This is a genomic window from Streptomyces sp. NBC_00887 (assembly GCF_045207585.1).
Genome location: NZ_CP108788.1, coordinates 7,803,279 through 7,818,764 on the forward strand (window position 1 = coordinate 7,803,279; position 15,486 = coordinate 7,818,764).

Sequence of the window (15,486 nt, forward strand, 5' to 3'; positions counted from 1 at the left end):
CCCGCCCTCGTGCTGCCTACAGCCCGTACCGCTCCCGGGCCTCCTTGATCGTCGAGGCCGGGACCTCGCCGCGGCGGGCCAGCTGGGCCAGGGCCGCGACCACGATCGACTGCGCGTCCACACCGAAGTGGCGGCGGGCCGCGTCGCGGGTGTCGGAGAGGCCGAAGCCGTCCGTGCCCAGCGAGGACCAGTCCTGCTCGACCCACTGGCTGATCGAGTCCGGTACCGCGCGCATCCAGTCGCTCACCGCGAGGACCGGGCCCGGCGCACCGGAGAGCACCTGGGTCACGTACGGCACCTGCTGCTCACCGCGGAGCAGCGCCTCGTCGGCCTCCAGCGCGTCGCGGCGCAGCTCGCCCCATGAGGTGGCGGACCAGACGTCGGCCGTGACACCCCAGTCGGCGGACAGGAGTTCCTGGGCCTTGAGCACCCAGTGGATCGCCGTACCGGAGCCGAGGAGCTGCACGCGGGGCGCGTCCGCCGTGGTGGGCGTGCCCTCCTTGAAGCGGTACAGGCCCTTGACGATGCCCTCCTCGACGCCTTCCGGCATCGCGGGCTGCTGCTTCGGCTCGTTGTAGACCGTCAGGTAGTAGAAGACGTTCTCGGCCTCGGGGCCGTACATCCTCCGCAGACCGTCCTTGACGATCACCGCGACCTCGTACGCGAACGCCGGGTCGTAGTTGAGCGACGCCGGGTTCGTGGACGCGATCAGGTGCGAGTGGCCGTCCGCGTGCTGCAGGCCCTCGCCCGTCAGCGTCGTACGGCCCGCCGTGGCGCCGACGATGAAGCCCTTGCCGAGCTGGTCGGCGAGCTGCCACATCTGGTCGCCGGTGCGCTGCCAGCCGAACATCGAGTAGAAGATGTAGAACGGGATCATCGTCTCGCCGTGCGTCGCGTACGACGTGGCGGCGGCGATGAAGTCGGCCATGGCGCCGGCCTCGGTGATCCCCTCGTTGAGGATCTGACCGTCCTTGGCTTCCTTGTAGTACATCAGCTGGTCGCGGTCGACCGGGTCGTACGTCTGGCCCAGCGGCGAGTAGATGCCGGCCGACGGGAACAGCGACTCCATGCCGAAGGTGCGGGCCTCGTCCGGGACGATCGGCACCCAGCGCCTGCCGGTCTCCTTGTCGCGCATCAGGTCCTTCACCAGGCGGACGAACGCCATGGTGGTGGCCATCTCCTGCTTGCCGGACCCCTTGTACAGGGCCTTGAAGGCACGCTCCTCCGGCTGCGGCAGAGCCACGGCGTGCACCCGGCGGGCGGGGGCCGGACCACCGAGGGCGGCACGGCGCTCCTGGAGGTAGCGGACCTCGGGGGAGTCGGCGCCCGGGTGGCCGTAGGGGACCAGCCCGTCCTCGAAGGCGCTGTCCGGGATCGGGAGGCCGAGCAGCTCGCGCATGCTCTTGAACTCGTCCGTCGACAGCTTCTTCATCTGGTGGTTGGCGTTCTTGGACTCGAAGCCCTTGCCGAGCGTGTAGCCCTTGACCGTCTGGGCCAGGATCACGGTCGGCGCGCCCTTGTGCTCCACCGCGGCGCGGTAGGCCGCGTACACCTTGCGGGCCTCGTGGCCGCCGCGGGAGCTGTAGAAGCATTCGGCGATCTTGGCGTCGCTCAGCAGCTTCGCCAGCTCGGCGAGCGCGGGCTCGGTGCCGAAGAAGTGCTCGCGGATGTAGGCCACGTCGCGGGTCGCGTACGTCTGGAACTGCGCGTCCGGAACCTCGCGGAGGCGACGGATCAGGGCGCCCGTGGTGTCCAGCTGGAACAGCTCGTCCCAGGCGTTGCCCCAGAGCGTCTTGATGACGTTCCAGCCGGCTCCGCGGAACGCGCCCTCCAGCTCCTGGACCACGCGGAAGTTGGCGCGGACCGGGCCGTCGAGGCGCTGCAGGTTGCAGTTGATGACGAAGGTCAGGTTGTCGAGCTGCTCACGGGCCGCGAGGGCGAGGGCAGCGGTCGACTCGGGCTCGTCCATCTCGCCGTCGCCCAGGAAGGCCCAGACGTGCGAGTTCGACGTGTCCTTGATGTTGCGGTTGGCCAGGTAGCGGTTGAAGCGCGCCTGGTAGATGGCCGAGAGCGGGCCGAGGCCCATCGACACGGTGGGGAACTCCCACAGCCAGGGCAGCCGCCGCGGGTGCGGGTAGGACGGCAGGCCCTCGCCGCCCGACTCCTGGCGGAAGTTGTCGAGCTGCTGCTCGCTGATCCGGCCGTCGAGGAAGGCGCGGGCGTAGATACCGGGGGAGGCGTGGCCCTGGATGTAGAGCTGGTCGCCGGAGCCGTCCCCCTCCTTGCCGCGGAAGAAGTGGTTGAAGCCGGTCTCGTACAGCCAGGCTGCCGAGGCGAACGTGGCTATGTGGCCGCCCACGCCGAACCGGGCGCCGCGGGTGACCATCGCAGCCGCGTTCCAGCGGTTCCAGGCGGTGATCCTCGATTCCATCTCCAGGTCGCCGTCGAAGGCGGGCTCCGCGGAGGTGGGGATGGTGTTGACGTAATCGGTCTCCAGCAGCTTGGGCAGCGCGATACCGGCGCCCTCCGCGTGCTGGAGCGAACGACGCATCAGGTATGCGGCGCGGTGCGGGCCCGCGGCCTTGGTGACGGCGTCCAGGGAGGCCGCCCATTCGGCGGTCTCCTCGGGGTCGCGGTCCGGGAGCTGGTCGAGCTCGCTCGGATGTTTTGCTACGGGGTCGGTCATGATCGCCGCCTTCCGGAGTGGAGGGGGGTGGAGAAGGCCCTGGCTGGCAGGACAGGGCGATGGGGCCGGTGGGCCCGCGACTGAACTGTAAGTCGCCGATCGATGATCGATCAAAGGATGAAAGGCAAAACTTCTCGATCTGAAGAAAGTGGCATGGGGTGCCTCGAAATGGGGCACGGAGTGACGGGATTTTTAGGGTGAAACGGGCTCTGAGCTGCACAGTCGAGCGCTCGGTGCCGCAGATGGGTGCACGCCTTCGCGCGGGCTCACGCCGGGGGTGCGCACCGGGTTCACGCTCGCGGCGCGCACCCCAGGACATGCTCCTTCACGAGCACGGCGATCCGCGGGTCCCGCCGCAGGAACGCGTCGATGAGAGCCTCGTGCTCCTCCGCGTACGACTTCTGCACCGTGCCGAGCCAGCGGATCGACAGGGCCGTGAACACCTCGATGCCCAGCCCCTCCCAGGTGTGCAGCAGGACGGCGTTCCCCGCGGCCCGCACCATCTCCCGGTGGAAGGCAACCGTGTGCCGCACCTGCGCCTCGCCGTCGGCCAGCCGGTCCGCCTCGTACAGGGCCGCCACGTGCGGGGTCAGCGCCGAGCAGTCCTCGCCGAGTGCCGGAGCCGCCAGCTCCGCGGCGATCTGCTCGAGCCCGGCCCGTACGGGATAGCTCTCCTCCAGATCGGCCGCGGTCAGATTCCGCACGCGTACGCCCTTGTTGGGGGCCGACTCGATCAGCCGCAGGGTCTCCAGCTCGCGCAGCGCCTCGCGCACGGGCGTCTGACTGACCTCCAGCTCGGTCGCGATACGGCGCTCCACGATTCGCTCGCCCGGCTTCCAGCGCCCGCTGACGATCCCGTCCACGATGTGCTCGCGGATCTGCTCGCGCAGCGAGTGGACGACGGGCGGGGTCATGACGGGCTCCTTAGGGGCAAACCGGTGCTGCCTACACCAACACGGCCGCCAGGGGCGACCGGTGGTGTCTAGACAATACGGCGGCGCCCCCGCCCGGGAGTGTTCCGGACGGGGGCGCCGCTGGTGAGGCTGGTTACAACCGCGTGCCTCAGAGGCCGAGCTCGACCTCGAACTCGCCCGCTTCGAGGATCGCCTTGACCGTCGTCAGGTAACGGGCGGCGTCCGCGCCGTCCACCAGACGGTGGTCGTAGGAGAGCGAGAGGTACGTCATGTCGCGGACACCGATGACGGTGCCCTCGGCGGTCTCGATGACCGCCGGACGCTTGACGGTGGCACCGATGCCCAGGATGGCTGCCTGGTTCGGCGGCACGATGACCGTGTCGAACAGCGCACCGCGCGAACCGGTGTTGCTGACGGTGAAGGTCGCACCGGACATGTCGTCCGGGGTGAGGCCGCCACCGCGTGCCTTGCCGGCCAGCTCGGCGGTCTTCTTCGCGATACCGGCGATGTTCAGGTCGCCCGCACCCTTGATGACCGGGGTCATCAGACCCTTCTCGGCGTCCACGGCGATGCCGATGTTCTCCGAGTCGAAGTACGTGATGGTGCCCTCGTCCTCGTTGATCCGGGCGTTGACGACCGGGTGGGCCTTCAGCGCCTGGGCCGCCGCCTTCACGAAGAACGGCATCGGGGACAGCTTGACGCCCTCACGGGCGGCGAAGGACTCCTTCGCCCGGTTGCGCAGCTTCATCAGCTTGGTGATGTCGACCTCGAGGACCGAGGTCAGCTGGGCCTGCGAGTGCAGCGCCTTCATCATGTTGTCGCCGATGACCTTGCGCATGCGGGTCATCTTGACCGTCTGACCGCGCAGCGGGGACGCCTCGAGCTTCGGCGCGGCCTTCGCCGCCGGGGCGGCTGCGACCGGAGCCGGAGCGGCAGCGGCGGCCCTGGCGGCCTCCGCGGCGGCGACGACGTCCTGCTTGCGGATACGGCCACCGACGCCGGTGCCCTTCACCGTGCCCAGGTCGACGCCGTTCTCGGCGGCGAGCTTGCGGACCAGCGGCGTGACGTACGCGCCGTCGTCACCGGAAGGCGCGGCCGGAGCGACCGGTGCCGGGGTGACGGGTGCCGGAGCGGCGGCCGCGGGCGCCGGAGCGGCCGGGGCCGCGACCGGAGCGGCGGGCGCCTCCGGAGCCGGAGCCGGGGCTGCCGGAGCGGCAGGCGCGGGAGCGGCGGGGGCCGGAGCGGCCGGGGCCGCGACCGGAGCGGCGGGGGCCGGAGCGGCGGCGGGAGCCGGAGCGGCGGCGGGAGCCGGAGCGGCCTCTGCGGGAGCAGCGGCCGGGGCGGCACCCGGAGCACCGATGACGGCGAGCTTCGCGCCGACCTCGGCGGTCTCGTCCTCGGCGACCACGATCTCCAGCAGCACACCGGAGACCGGGGCGGGGATCTCGGTGTCGACCTTGTCCGTGGAGACCTCGAGCAGGGGCTCGTCCTCCGTGACCTCCTCGCCGACCTCCTTCAGCCAGCGGGTGACCGTGCCCTCGGTGACGCTCTCACCGAGCGCGGGGAGGGTGACGTCGGTACCTTCGGCGCCACCGGCCGCAGCCGGAGCTGCCGCGGGGGCCGGAGCGGCGGGGGCCTCGGCGACGGGCGCCGGGGCCTCGGCGGCGGCGGGGGCCGGGGCAGCCGCGGGCTCGGCGGCCGGAGCCGCCGCGGGCGCGCCCGAGCCGTCGTCGATGACGGCCAGCTCGGCGCCGACCTCGACGGTCTCGTCCTCGGCGACCTTGATGGACGCCAGGACACCGGATACGGGGGCCGGGATCTCGGTGTCGACCTTGTCGGTCGAGACCTCGAGCAACGGCTCGTCGGCCTCGACGTGCTCGCCCTCGGCCTTCAGCCAACGGGTGACAGTGCCCTCGGTGACGCTCTCGCCGAGCGCCGGAAGGGTTACGGAAACCGACATGGTTTCAGTTGCTCCTTACGAAAGTGCGGAAGTGGTCGGTCGTCGCGCCCGGGACTGGATCAGTCGTGGGAGTGGAGAGGCTTGCCGGCCAGGGCCAGGTGCGCCTCGCCCATCGCTTCGTTCTGCGTCGGGTGGGCGTGGATGAGCTGCGCGACCTCGGCCGGCAGCGCCTCCCAGTTGTAGATCAGCTGGGCTTCGCCGACCTGCTCGCCCATACGGTCACCGACCATGTGGACGCCGACCACGGCACCGTCCTTGACCTGGACGAGCTTGATCTCGCCCGCGGTCTTCAGGATCTTGCTCTTGCCGTTGCCCGCGAGGTTGTACTTGAGGGCGACGACCTTGTCCGCACCGTAGATCTCCTTGGCCTTGGCCTCGGAGATGCCGACGGAGGCGACCTCGGGGTGGCAGTACGTCACCTTCGGCACGCCGTCGTAGTCGATCGGCACGGTCTTGAGACCGGCCAGCCGCTCCGCCACCAGGATGCCCTCGGCGAAGCCGACGTGGGCGAGCTGGAGCGTCGGGGCGAGGTCGCCCACGGCCGAGATCGTGGGGACGTTGGTCTGCATGTACTCGTCGACGAGGACGTAGCCGCGGTCCATCGCGACGCCGGCCTCCTCGTAGCCCAGACCCTGCGACACCGGGCCGCGGCCGATCGCGACCAGCAGCACCTCCGCCTCGAAGGTCTTGCCGTCGGCGAGGGTGACACGCACGCCGTCCTGCGTGTACTCGGCCTTGTCGAAGAAGGTGCCGAGGTTGAACTTGATGCCGCGCTTGCGGAACGCGCGCTCAAGGAGCTTCGAGCTGTTCTCGTCCTCGACGGGGACCAGGTGCTTCAGGCCCTCGACGATGGTGACCTCGGTGCCGAAGGACTTCCACGCCGAGGCGAACTCGACGCCGATGACGCCGCCGCCCAGGACGATGGCGGACTTCGGGACACGGTCCAGCTTCAGCGCGTGGTCCGAGGAGATGATGCGGTTGCCGTCGATCTCCAGGCCGGGCAGCGACTTCGGCACGGAGCCGGTCGCGAGCACGACGTGGCGGCCCTGGATGCGCTTGCCGTCGACATCCACCGAGGTGGGCGACGAGAGGCGGCCCTCACCCTCGATGTAGTGCACCTTGCGCGAGGCGATGAGACCCTGCAGGCCCTTGTACAGACCCGAGATCACCTCGTCCTTGTACGCGTGGACGGCCGCGATGTCGATGCCCTCGAAGGTGGCCTTGACACCGAACTGACCGGCCTCGCGGGCCTGGTCGGCGATCTCTCCGGCGTGCAGCAGCGCCTTGGTGGGAATGCAGCCGTTGTGCAGGCAGGTGCCGCCGACCTTGCCCTTCTCGATCAGTGCGACGTCCAGGCCCAGCTGCGCTCCGCGCAGGGCCGCGGCGTACCCGCCGCTACCACCGCCGAGGATCACTAGGTCGAAAACGGTGCTGGCGTCGTTCGCCACGTCACGTCCTCCATGCATGTGCGCCGTACGCCGGGCCCCTCGCTGGGGTGTGACCGGCCGGTCGGCTGGTGTTCGGCCGCTTGTGTTGTTCGGCCCTGTGGTGGGGGCCCTGTCCTGCCGAGAACCCATCTTCGCACTTGTTGAGGGCGGGCGGGACGCGGGCCCCTGGTCCGAGACGGACGGAGGTCCGCCTCGGACCGTTGACGATACGTACAAAGTTTCGGAAAGAGGCCGGTCAGAGCCACTGAGGTGAACATGTACGGCCCCGGACGTATGCCCGGGGCCGTATCGCTGCGCGCGAACGGCGCGAGCGAATCCGTGGAACTCAGCCGAGATCGCCGGCGGCCGTGCGCTCCGCCAGCTTGACCAGGGTGCGGACCGCGGACCCGGTGCCGCCCTTGGGCGTGTAGCCGTACGGCGCGCCCTCGTGGAAGGCGGGTCCCGCGATGTCCAGGTGGGCCCAGGCGATGCCCTCGCCCACGAACTCCTGCAGGAACAGACCGGCCACCAGGCCGCCGCCCATCCGCTCGCCCATGTTGGCGATGTCGGCCGTCGGGGAGTCCATGCCCTTGCGCAGGTCGGCGGGGAGCGGCATCGGCCAGGACGCCTCGCCGACCTCCTCGGCGATCTCGTGGATGGCGGTACGGAAGGCGTCGTCGTTGGCCATCACGCCGAAGGTGCGGTTGCCCAGGGCGAGGACCATCGCGCCCGTCAGGGTCGCCACGTCGACGATCGCGTCGGGGTTCTCCTCCGAGGCGCGGGTCAGCGCGTCGGCGAGGACGAGCCGGCCCTCGGCGTCGGTGTTGAGGACCTCGACGGTCTTGCCGCTGTACATGTGCAGCACGTCGCCCGGGCGGGTGGCGTTGCCCGACGGCATGTTCTCGGCGAGGGCCAGCCAGCCGGTGACATTGACCTGGAGGCCGAGACGGGAGGCCGCGACGACGGCGGCGAACACGGCGGCGGCGCCGCTCATGTCGCACTTCATCGTCTCGTTGTGGCCGGCCGGCTTGAGCGAGATGCCGCCCGAGTCGTAGGTGATGCCCTTGCCGACCAGGGCGAGGGTCTTCTCCGCCTTCGGGTGGGTGTAGCCGAGCCGGACGAGGCGGGGGCCGTGCGTCGAGCCCTGGCCGACGCCCAGCAGGCCGCCGAAGCCGCCCTTGACGAGAGCCTTCTCGTCGAGGACCTGGACCTTGATGCCGTGCTCCTTGCCGGCGGCGGTGGCGACCGCGGCGAAGGACTCGGGGTACAGGTCGTTCGGCGGGGTGTTGATCAGGTCGCGGGCGCGGTTGATCTCCTCGACGACCGCGGTGGCGCGCTCGGCGGCGGCCTTGAACGCCTTGTCGCGCGGCTTGGTGCCGAGCAGGACGACCTCGGCGAGCGGCAGCTTCGGGCCGTTGTCCTTCTTGCCCTTGGGGGCGAGCTTGTTCTCGCCGCCCTGGTAGGCGGTGAAGGAGTACGCGCCGAGCAGGGCGCCCTCGGCGATGGCCTCGGCGTCCTCGGTGGACTCCGTCGGCAGTGCGAAACCGGCCTTCTTCGAACCGTTCAGCGCACGGGCCGCGCTGCCGGCGGCGCGGCGCAGTGCCTCCGCGTCGTACGCGCCGTCCTTCTCCGGGACCGGGCCGAGCCCGACCGCGACGACAACGGGGACCTTGAGACCGGACGGTGCGGGAAGCTTGGTCACTTCGCCCTCGGCACCGGCGGCGCCCAGGGTCTCCAGGACGGTGGCGAGCTTTCCGTCGAACGCCTTGTCCACGGCCTCGGCGCCCGGTGCGACGACCGGACCCTTGGCGCCCTTGGCGATGCCGACGACGAGTGCGTCGGCGCGCAGCGTCGCCGCACCTGCGGTGCTGAGAGTGAGAGCAGTCACGGTGGTGAATTCTCGCTTCCGTTGAGTTGAGTACCGGTCGAGGGGGTGGGCCGACCGTGCCCGGCGCATCGTAGATGCCGCCGCAATGCGCCGGGAACGAGCCTACGCGCGCCTTTGCTTCCGGCTCACAGGGGCGGGGCCGTCCGGCCGTACGCCGCCCGGGCCGGCAGGCCCCGTACGACGGAACGGACCACGGGGATAGGGTCGTTGAACTGGGCAGGTGAGCGAGGGGTACGACATGCGGGGCGCGAGGACACGATGGCCGGCGGCCTGCGCGCTGCTGGTGCTGTCGGCCGTACTGGCCGGCTGCGCCCCAACCGCGGAGCCGGCGGGCCCCGGGCGGCCGAAGGCCGTACCGCGCTGGCAGCCGGAACCGGGCGTGGACTGGCAGTGGCAGCTCTCCGGCAGGGTGGACGCGAGCGTGGACGCGCCCGTCTACGACATCGACGGGTTCGACCAGGACGCGAGGACGGTGGCCGAGCTGCACCGCAAGGGCCGCAAGGTCATCTGCTACCTCTCCACCGGCGCGTGGGAGGACTTCCGTCCGGACGCCGGGAAGTTCCCCGCCTCCGTACGCGGGAAGAGCAACGGCTGGGAGGGGGAGTGGTGGCTCGACATCCGCCGCACCGACATCCTGGAGCCGCTGATGGAGGCCCGGATCGCCATGTGCGCGAAGAAGGGCTTCGACGCGGTGGAGCCGGACAACATGGACGGCTACCTCAACGCCACGGGCTTCCCGCTCACCGCGGACGACCAGCTGCGCTACAACCGGCTGATCGCCCGCCTCGCCCACCGCCACCACCTCGCCGTCGGCCTGAAGAACGACCTGCCCCAGATCCCCCAGCTGGTGGACGAATTCGACTTCGCGGTCAACGAACAGTGCGCGCAGTACGACGAATGCGGGACCCTGACACCGTTCATCGAGGCGGGCAAGGCCGTCTTTCACGCGGAGTACGAAGTGCCGGTGGCGGACTTCTGTCCCGGGTCCCGCAAGCTCCGACTGAGCTCGCTGCTCAAGAAGTACGCACTCGGGGTCTGGCGCCGGACCTGCTGAGAGCCCTCAGCCGAGGACGAGCGCCACCAGGGTGACGGTGACCGCGGTTTCCTCCAGGGCGCCGAACACATCGCCCGTCACCCCGCCGAAGCGCCGCACACAGTGGCGCAGCATCAGCTGCGCTGCCCCGAGACCGGCCAGCGCCGCGACGGAGTGGTGCACCGCCCCGTACACCCCGAGGAGCGCACCGGCCCCCGCGCAGCCCGCCACCACCACGACGGCGACGGCCAGTGCGGTACGGGGCGCCACCGTGCCTGCCACCGCCGCGCCCAGGCCCTCGGGACGGGCGGGCGGAACGCCCCGGCGCGCGGCCAGAGTGAGCGCGAGCCGGGCGGTGACCGCGGCGACGGCCGCGCCCAGCGCGCCGTGGGCCCAGCCCTGTCCGTACAGCTCGAAGAGCACCGCGACCTGTGCCAGCAGGACGAACAGCAGGGTGATGACACCGAACGGACCAATGTCGGACTGCTTCATGATCCGTAGTGCGTCCTCGGCCGGCCTGGCGCTGCCGAGCCCGTCGGCGGTGTCCGCGAGCCCGTCCAGATGCAGGCCTCGGGTCAGGGCGGCGGGCACGGCGGCGGAGGCGACCGCCGCCGGCAGGGGACCCGATCCGGCGAGCAGGAACAGCACCCCGGGCACGGCCGCGAGCAGTCCCACGACGAGTCCGGCGAGCGGGGCGCAGAGCATGCCGGCGCGGGCGGCCTCGCGGTCCCAGCGGGAGACACGGACGGGGAGCACGGTCAGGGTGCCGAAGGCGAAACGCAGGCCGTGGCTGTTCAGGGAGGTCACCGCGCGCAGGCTAGCCGGTGCGGCGCGGCGCTAGATTGGGCAAAACAGACCGGAAGCCGCATAAGCGGATCATCGGGAGTGGGTGGCATGGGTCACTGGCTTCACCAGAACATCGTCGAGCCGGGCAAGCTTCCGCTGCTGCTCGCGCTTGGCTCCTTCGTGCTCACCTTCGCCATCACCCGTTTCGTCACCCGGATGATCAGGGCCGGGAAGGGGCCGTTCCGCAACATCACGCCCGGCGGCGTGCACATCCACCATGTGGTGCCGGGCGTCGTCCTCTCGGTGGTCGGCGGCTTCGGCGCGGTCGCCTCAGGGCAGCACGGTGTCGCCGCCGGGATCTGGGCGGTCGTCTTCGGGGTGGGGGCCGGCCTGGTACTCGACGAGTTCGCGTTGATCATGCACCTCGACGACGTGTACTGGACCGAGGAGGGCCGTCAGAGCGTGGAGGTCGTCGTCCTCACCGCATCGCTCGTCGTGCTCGTCCTCGCCGGGTTCTCGCCGCTGGGGGTGGACGAACTGAGCGGCGATCAGCAGCAGAACAGACTGGGCGTCGTCCTCACGTACGCCGTCAACTTCGGCTTCGTGCTGATCGCCCTGTTCAAGGGCAAGGCCCGCATGGCCGTGCTCGGCACCCTCGTCCCGTTCATCGCGCTGTTCGCCGCGATCCGGCTGGCCAGGCCGGCCTCTCCGTGGGCCAGACGCTTCTACCGCAAGCGGCACCGGGCGCGCGCGAGGGCGGTGCTGAGGGCGTACCACCACGATGTGCGCTGGGCGGGGCCGCGCCGCAGGTTCCAGGACCTGATCGGCGGGGCCCCCGACCGGACACCGCTGCCGGGGCCCGGTAGGGGAGACTGAGGTTCAGGCGGTGGTGGTCCCCGCGGGCTCGCCGCCCCCGGCGGCTTCCTCCGCGGTGTCCTCGGCGGTCTCGTCCGCAGGCTTCTCCGCAGGCTCCTCCGCCCGTTCGGGCAGCTCCGCTGCCAGCGCCGCCGCGGCCTGGACGAGCGGCAGCGCGAGCAGCGCCCCGCTGCCCCCGCCCACGGTCACCCCGTGATCGAGCAGCGGCGTCAGCGCCATCCGGTCCAGCGCCTTCATCTGCGCCGGCTCACCGCTCACCTGCCCCGCCAGCCACCAGTCCGGCGCCCTGAAGGCCGCCCGCTGGGCCACGAGTGCGCAGGCCGCCGAGACGACCCCGTCCAGCACCACGGGCATCCGGCGCACCGCGCTCTGCAGCAGGAAACCGGTCATCGCCGCCAGATCCGCGCCGCCCACCGCGGCCAGCAGCTCCAGCTGATCACCGAGAACGGGCCGGGCCCGGCGCAACGCGTCCCGGATCGCGGCGCACTTGCGCATCCACGCCAGATCGTCGATGCCCGTACCGCCGCGCCCGGTCACCACGGAGGCGTCCGTGCCGCACAGGGCGGCGATCAGGGTCGAGGCCGCCGTCGTACCGCCGACGCTCAGATCACCGAGCACCACCAGATCGGTGCCGGAGTCGGCCTCCTCGTCGGCGATCCGCATGCCGAGGCGAACGGCCTGCTCGGCCTCCTCGGCCGTCAGCGCGTCCTCGACGTCGATGCGGCCGCTGCCGCGCCGCACCCGGTCCCGTACGACCGCCTCGGGCAGCAGCGCGGGGTCGCAGTCGAGACCCGCGTCCACGATCCGTACGGGGACGGCGAAGCGGCGGGCCAGCACCGCGACCGGGCTCGCACCGTCCAGCGTGGCCCGCACCAGCTCGTGCGCGGTGCCGGGCGCCCGGCCGGACACCCCCAGCTCCGCCACCCCGTGATCACCGGCGAACAGCACCACACGCGGCTGGTCCACGGGCCTGACCGGTACGGACTGCTGGGCGGCCGACAGCCACTCACCCAGCTCGTCCAGCCGGCCGAGAGCGCCGGGCGGGACGGTCAGCCGCTCCCGGCGTTCCTCGGCGTCGCGCCGTACGCCGCCGTCGGGGCGTTCGATGAGGTCGGAGAAGTCGTCCAGATTCACGGGGGTCTGCCTCGCGGGTCGTCACATGGTGGGCAGGAACCCGGCGGAGGGCTCCTGTGCGGAACAGTACCCGGCAGCCTTCCGCGCCCCCGGCCCGCGCACCCGCCCGAGGCCGGGCCCTGCCCCGGCCCGCGGCTCAGCCCCGCAGCACCAGCGCCCGCCCCGCCACCACCAGCAGCACGTGCTCGCACTCGTCGGCGAACGCGGCGTTCAGACGGCCCAGTTCGTCCCGGAAACGCCGCCCGGACGCCGTCGCGGGGACCACACCGGAGCCGGTCTCATTGGTCACGGCGACGACCGTACGGCGCGTCCCGCGCACGGCCCGGACCAGTTCCGCGACCCGTTCCCGCAGTGCCTCCTCGCCACCGTCCGCCCACCGGGCGTCGTCCCACGCCCCCACCCGGTCCATCGCGTCGGTCAGCCACAGCGACAGACAGTCGATCAGCAGCGGCGGGCCGTCCGCCTCCAGCAGAGCCACCAGCTCGCAGGTCTCCTCGGTGCGCCACGCGGCGGGCCTGCGCTCGCGGTGCAGCCCGATCCGGGCCGCCCATTCCGCGTCGCCGTTCCGCCGGCCGCCCGTTGCCACGTACACCACCTCGGGGAACGTCTCCAGGCGCTGCTCGGCCTCCAGCGACTTCCCCGACCGTGCGCCACCCGTCACCAGCGTGCGCCGGGGCATCTCGGGCACCGCGTGGTACTCGCCCACCCTCAGCGTCGTCCCGTCCGGCACGGCCCGGGCCCCCGCGGCCGCGAGCCTGCGGTGCAGCTCGTCGCCGGGCGGTGCGTCGTGGTCCAGGTGGACGGCGACGACCTCGGTGGTGGGCCCGATCGCCTCCACGGCCCGCAGCCGGGCCACGGCGTCGGGCCGCGCGACCACATCGGCGACGACCATGTCGTACGGCTCCGCCACCCGGTCGGCCAGACCGGCGGGTGCGGCCCCCGGCGGCAGGTAGAGCAGCCGTTCGCCTTCCGGCGACGTCACCTCGTACCCGGTGCCCGGAGCGTCCATCGACACCGCCCGCACCCGGTGCCCGCTGATCAGCGTCAGCTCCTGGCCGTCCGGTACGCGCCCCGCGGACGGAAGCGAGGCGGGCAGTTCCACGGCGGGCCCGTCGTGCGGGTGGGTGAGCAGCACCTGGCGTACGCCGGTGAGCGAACGGCCCGCGCGGGCCGCGGCGAACACGGCGCCCGGAGTGAGGTCGAGCAGCAGCGCGTCGTCGACCAGCAGCGAGGTCGCGGCCCGCGCCCGCGCCCCACGGGCGGACGCGCAGGCGGCGCAGGGACAGTCGGGCCGCGGCAGCCCGTCGGGGGCTCCGGTGCCGAGCAGAGTCAGTTCCACGCTCCTGATCCTCCCGCGTCCATGCTTCACCTGCGCGCCCGGGCCACGTACTAGGCTTCGGGCAGCAACGTGACCCAGGAGGCGGACATGGCGTGGACGTGGCGGTTCGAGAAGTCCGACGGTACGGAGACGGAGCCGGCTCTGCAGCCGGAGGAGTTCACGACCCAGGGCGATGCGGAGTCATGGATCGGTGAGTTCTGGAAGGAGCTCCTGGAGGGCGGTGCCGACCAGGTGTCCCTGTTCGAGGACGCGACGAAGATCTACGGCCCGATGAGCCTCCAGGCCGACTAGGGCCTTCCCGCCCCGCGATCGAGATCCGGCCCGCCACCCGCCAGGGTGCCGGGCCGGGTGCCAGGGCATCGGCTCAGATCTCGCCCAGTGTGGCCTCGACCGTCTCCTTCGAATCGCCGCGCGAGTACGTCACCGTGACCCGCGCGCCCGGCTTCTCGCCCGCCAGGGCCTCCGACAGCGATGTGATCGTCGTGATCGGGGTGTCGTCGATCGCGGTGATGACGTCTCCGGTGCGCAGGCCCGCCTTCTCCGCGGCCCCGCCCTCCTGCAGGCTGACGACGGCCACACCGGCCGGCTGGTAGTCGTCGTCGACGACGGTGCGGCCCGTGATGTTCAGCGCCGCCCGGCCCGAGTCCGTGACCTTGCCGGACTTGATGATCTGGTCCGCGACCGTCCGCACCATGGACACCGGGATCGCGAATCCGATCCCGGGTGCCGCGCTGCCGCCCAGCTGCGGATCCGCCGCCGCGAGCGTCGGGATGCCGATCACCTCGCTGTCGAGGTTCACCAGCGCCCCGCCGCTGTTGCCCGGGTTGATCGCCGCCGAGGTCTGCACCATGTCGGCGAGCGTCGCCCCGGTGCCACCGCCCGAGCTGCTCTCGCTGACGGTCCGGCCCAAAGCGGAGACGATGCCCTGGGTGACGCTGCTGGACAGGCCGAGCGGCGAGCCCATCGCCAGCACGATCTGCCCCACCTCGACCTCTTCGGCTTCGCCGAAATTCGCCGCCTTCAGCCCGCCGGGGATGTCGGTCAGTCTGACGACCGCCAGGTCCTGCTCCGGATAGGAGGAGACCAGGGAGGCCTTGAGCCCCTTCTCCCCGGTGGCGACGGTGACGTCGAAGGTCTTCGCGCTTCCCACGACGTGCGCGTTCGTGACGATGTGGCCCTTGTCGTCGTAGACGATGCCGGAGCCGAGACTGTCCCCGGCGCCGATCTGCACGACCGAGGGCAGCACATCCCTGATGACGTCCTGGTACTGGCTCTCGAGATCACCCGGGGCCCGGGCCACCGTGCCCTGCTGTACCGGGGCGCCGGCCGGGGAGGAACCCGCGCCGGAGCAGCCACCCGCCAGGGCGATCGCGCAGGCACCGGCGGTCAGGGGCAGCAGCAGGCGGCGGCCCCGGCCGCGTGAGAGGGATGCGTCCATGCCCG

Annotated in this window: 12 protein-coding genes; 3 read left to right on the plus strand and 9 right to left on the minus strand. The window is 71.6% G+C overall.

What is annotated here, in order from left to right; all coding sequences use genetic code 11:
- Nucleotides 1-16 precede the first annotated feature (16 nt).
- The 5 genes from aceE to OG844_RS35605 all read right to left on the minus strand — a co-directional run bounded on the left by aceE (nucleotide 17) and on the right by OG844_RS35605 (nucleotide 8,875).
- A complete protein-coding gene (aceE, locus tag OG844_RS35585; protein ID WP_406389536.1) occupies nucleotides 17-2,686 on the minus strand; it encodes a pyruvate dehydrogenase (acetyl-transferring), homodimeric type in 2,670 nt (889 codons plus the stop codon).
- Nucleotides 2,687-2,976: 290 nt separating this feature from the next.
- The gene (locus OG844_RS35590) at nucleotides 2,977-3,600 is read right to left on the minus strand and encodes a GntR family transcriptional regulator (protein WP_329211843.1); all 624 of its coding nucleotides are present in this window, start codon (nucleotides 3,598-3,600) and stop codon (nucleotides 2,977-2,979) included.
- 148 nt (nucleotides 3,601-3,748) lie between these two features.
- Nucleotides 3,749-5,560 (minus strand): 2-oxoglutarate dehydrogenase, E2 component, dihydrolipoamide succinyltransferase, encoded by a 1,812-nt coding sequence (gene sucB / locus OG844_RS35595; protein WP_406389535.1) that lies wholly within the window; start codon nucleotides 5,558-5,560, stop codon nucleotides 3,749-3,751.
- A gap of 59 nt (nucleotides 5,561-5,619) precedes the next feature.
- Complete coding sequence (lpdA, locus tag OG844_RS35600) at nucleotides 5,620-7,008, minus strand: dihydrolipoyl dehydrogenase (RefSeq protein ID WP_406389534.1); 1,389 nt, start codon at nucleotides 7,006-7,008, stop codon at nucleotides 5,620-5,622.
- Nucleotides 7,009-7,333: 325 nt separating this feature from the next.
- Nucleotides 7,334-8,875 (minus strand): leucyl aminopeptidase, encoded by a 1,542-nt coding sequence (locus tag OG844_RS35605; RefSeq protein WP_406389533.1) that lies wholly within the window; start codon nucleotides 8,873-8,875, stop codon nucleotides 7,334-7,336.
- A gap of 238 nt (nucleotides 8,876-9,113) precedes the next feature.
- On the opposite strand from OG844_RS35605, the gene OG844_RS35610 reads away from it, so the two are divergent.
- A complete protein-coding gene (locus OG844_RS35610; protein WP_406396070.1) occupies nucleotides 9,114-9,929 on the plus strand; it encodes an endo alpha-1,4 polygalactosaminidase in 816 nt (271 codons plus the stop codon).
- Nucleotides 9,930-9,935: 6 nt separating this feature from the next.
- Here OG844_RS35610 and cobS read toward each other — a convergent pair whose 3' ends face one another.
- Complete coding sequence (gene cobS, locus OG844_RS35615; protein WP_406389532.1) at nucleotides 9,936-10,715, minus strand: adenosylcobinamide-GDP ribazoletransferase; 780 nt, start codon at nucleotides 10,713-10,715, stop codon at nucleotides 9,936-9,938.
- An 87-nt stretch (nucleotides 10,716-10,802) separates the two neighbouring features.
- Here cobS and OG844_RS35620 point away from each other — a divergent pair, with 87 nt between their 5' ends.
- Nucleotides 10,803-11,570, plus strand: a complete 768-nt coding sequence (locus tag OG844_RS35620) for a hypothetical protein (RefSeq protein WP_406389531.1) — start codon at nucleotides 10,803-10,805, stop codon at nucleotides 11,568-11,570.
- 3 nt (nucleotides 11,571-11,573) lie between these two features.
- Here the strand turns inward: OG844_RS35620 and cobT are convergent, their stop codons facing one another.
- A complete protein-coding gene (cobT, locus tag OG844_RS35625) occupies nucleotides 11,574-12,704 on the minus strand; it encodes a nicotinate-nucleotide--dimethylbenzimidazole phosphoribosyltransferase (protein WP_406389530.1) in 1,131 nt (376 codons plus the stop codon).
- Between the two features lie 136 nt (nucleotides 12,705-12,840).
- A complete protein-coding gene (locus OG844_RS35630; protein WP_406389529.1) occupies nucleotides 12,841-14,043 on the minus strand; it encodes a bifunctional adenosylcobinamide kinase/adenosylcobinamide-phosphate guanylyltransferase in 1,203 nt (400 codons plus the stop codon).
- A gap of 87 nt (nucleotides 14,044-14,130) precedes the next feature.
- Between OG844_RS35630 and OG844_RS35635 the strand changes: the two genes are divergently transcribed.
- Entirely contained in the window at nucleotides 14,131-14,334 is a 204-nt protein-coding gene (locus OG844_RS35635) for a hypothetical protein (RefSeq protein ID WP_327119322.1), read from the plus strand.
- A 73-nt stretch (nucleotides 14,335-14,407) separates the two neighbouring features.
- Here the strand turns inward: OG844_RS35635 and OG844_RS35640 are convergent, their stop codons facing one another.
- Nucleotides 14,408-15,481, minus strand: a complete 1,074-nt coding sequence (locus OG844_RS35640; protein ID WP_406389528.1) for a S1C family serine protease — start codon at nucleotides 15,479-15,481, stop codon at nucleotides 14,408-14,410.
- Between the last annotated feature and the right edge of the window lie 5 nt (nucleotides 15,482-15,486).

Coding starts and splice junctions, on each gene's coding strand:
- aceE (WP_406389536.1), bottom strand. CDS start 2,686: ATGACCGACCCCGTAGCAAAACATCCGAGCGAGCTCGACCAGCTCCCG.
- sucB (WP_406389535.1), bottom strand. CDS start 5,560: ATGTCGGTTTCCGTAACCCTTCCGGCGCTCGGCGAGAGCGTCACCGAG.
- OG844_RS35640 (WP_406389528.1), bottom strand. CDS start 15,481: ATGGACGCATCCCTCTCACGCGGCCGGGGCCGCCGCCTGCTGCTGCCC.
- OG844_RS35590 (WP_329211843.1), bottom strand. CDS start 3,600: ATGACCCCGCCCGTCGTCCACTCGCTGCGCGAGCAGATCCGCGAGCAC.
- OG844_RS35635 (WP_327119322.1), top strand. CDS start 14,131: ATGGCGTGGACGTGGCGGTTCGAGAAGTCCGACGGTACGGAGACGGAG.
- OG844_RS35610 (WP_406396070.1), top strand. CDS start 9,114: ATGCGGGGCGCGAGGACACGATGGCCGGCGGCCTGCGCGCTGCTGGTG.
- OG844_RS35620 (WP_406389531.1), top strand. CDS start 10,803: ATGGGTCACTGGCTTCACCAGAACATCGTCGAGCCGGGCAAGCTTCCG.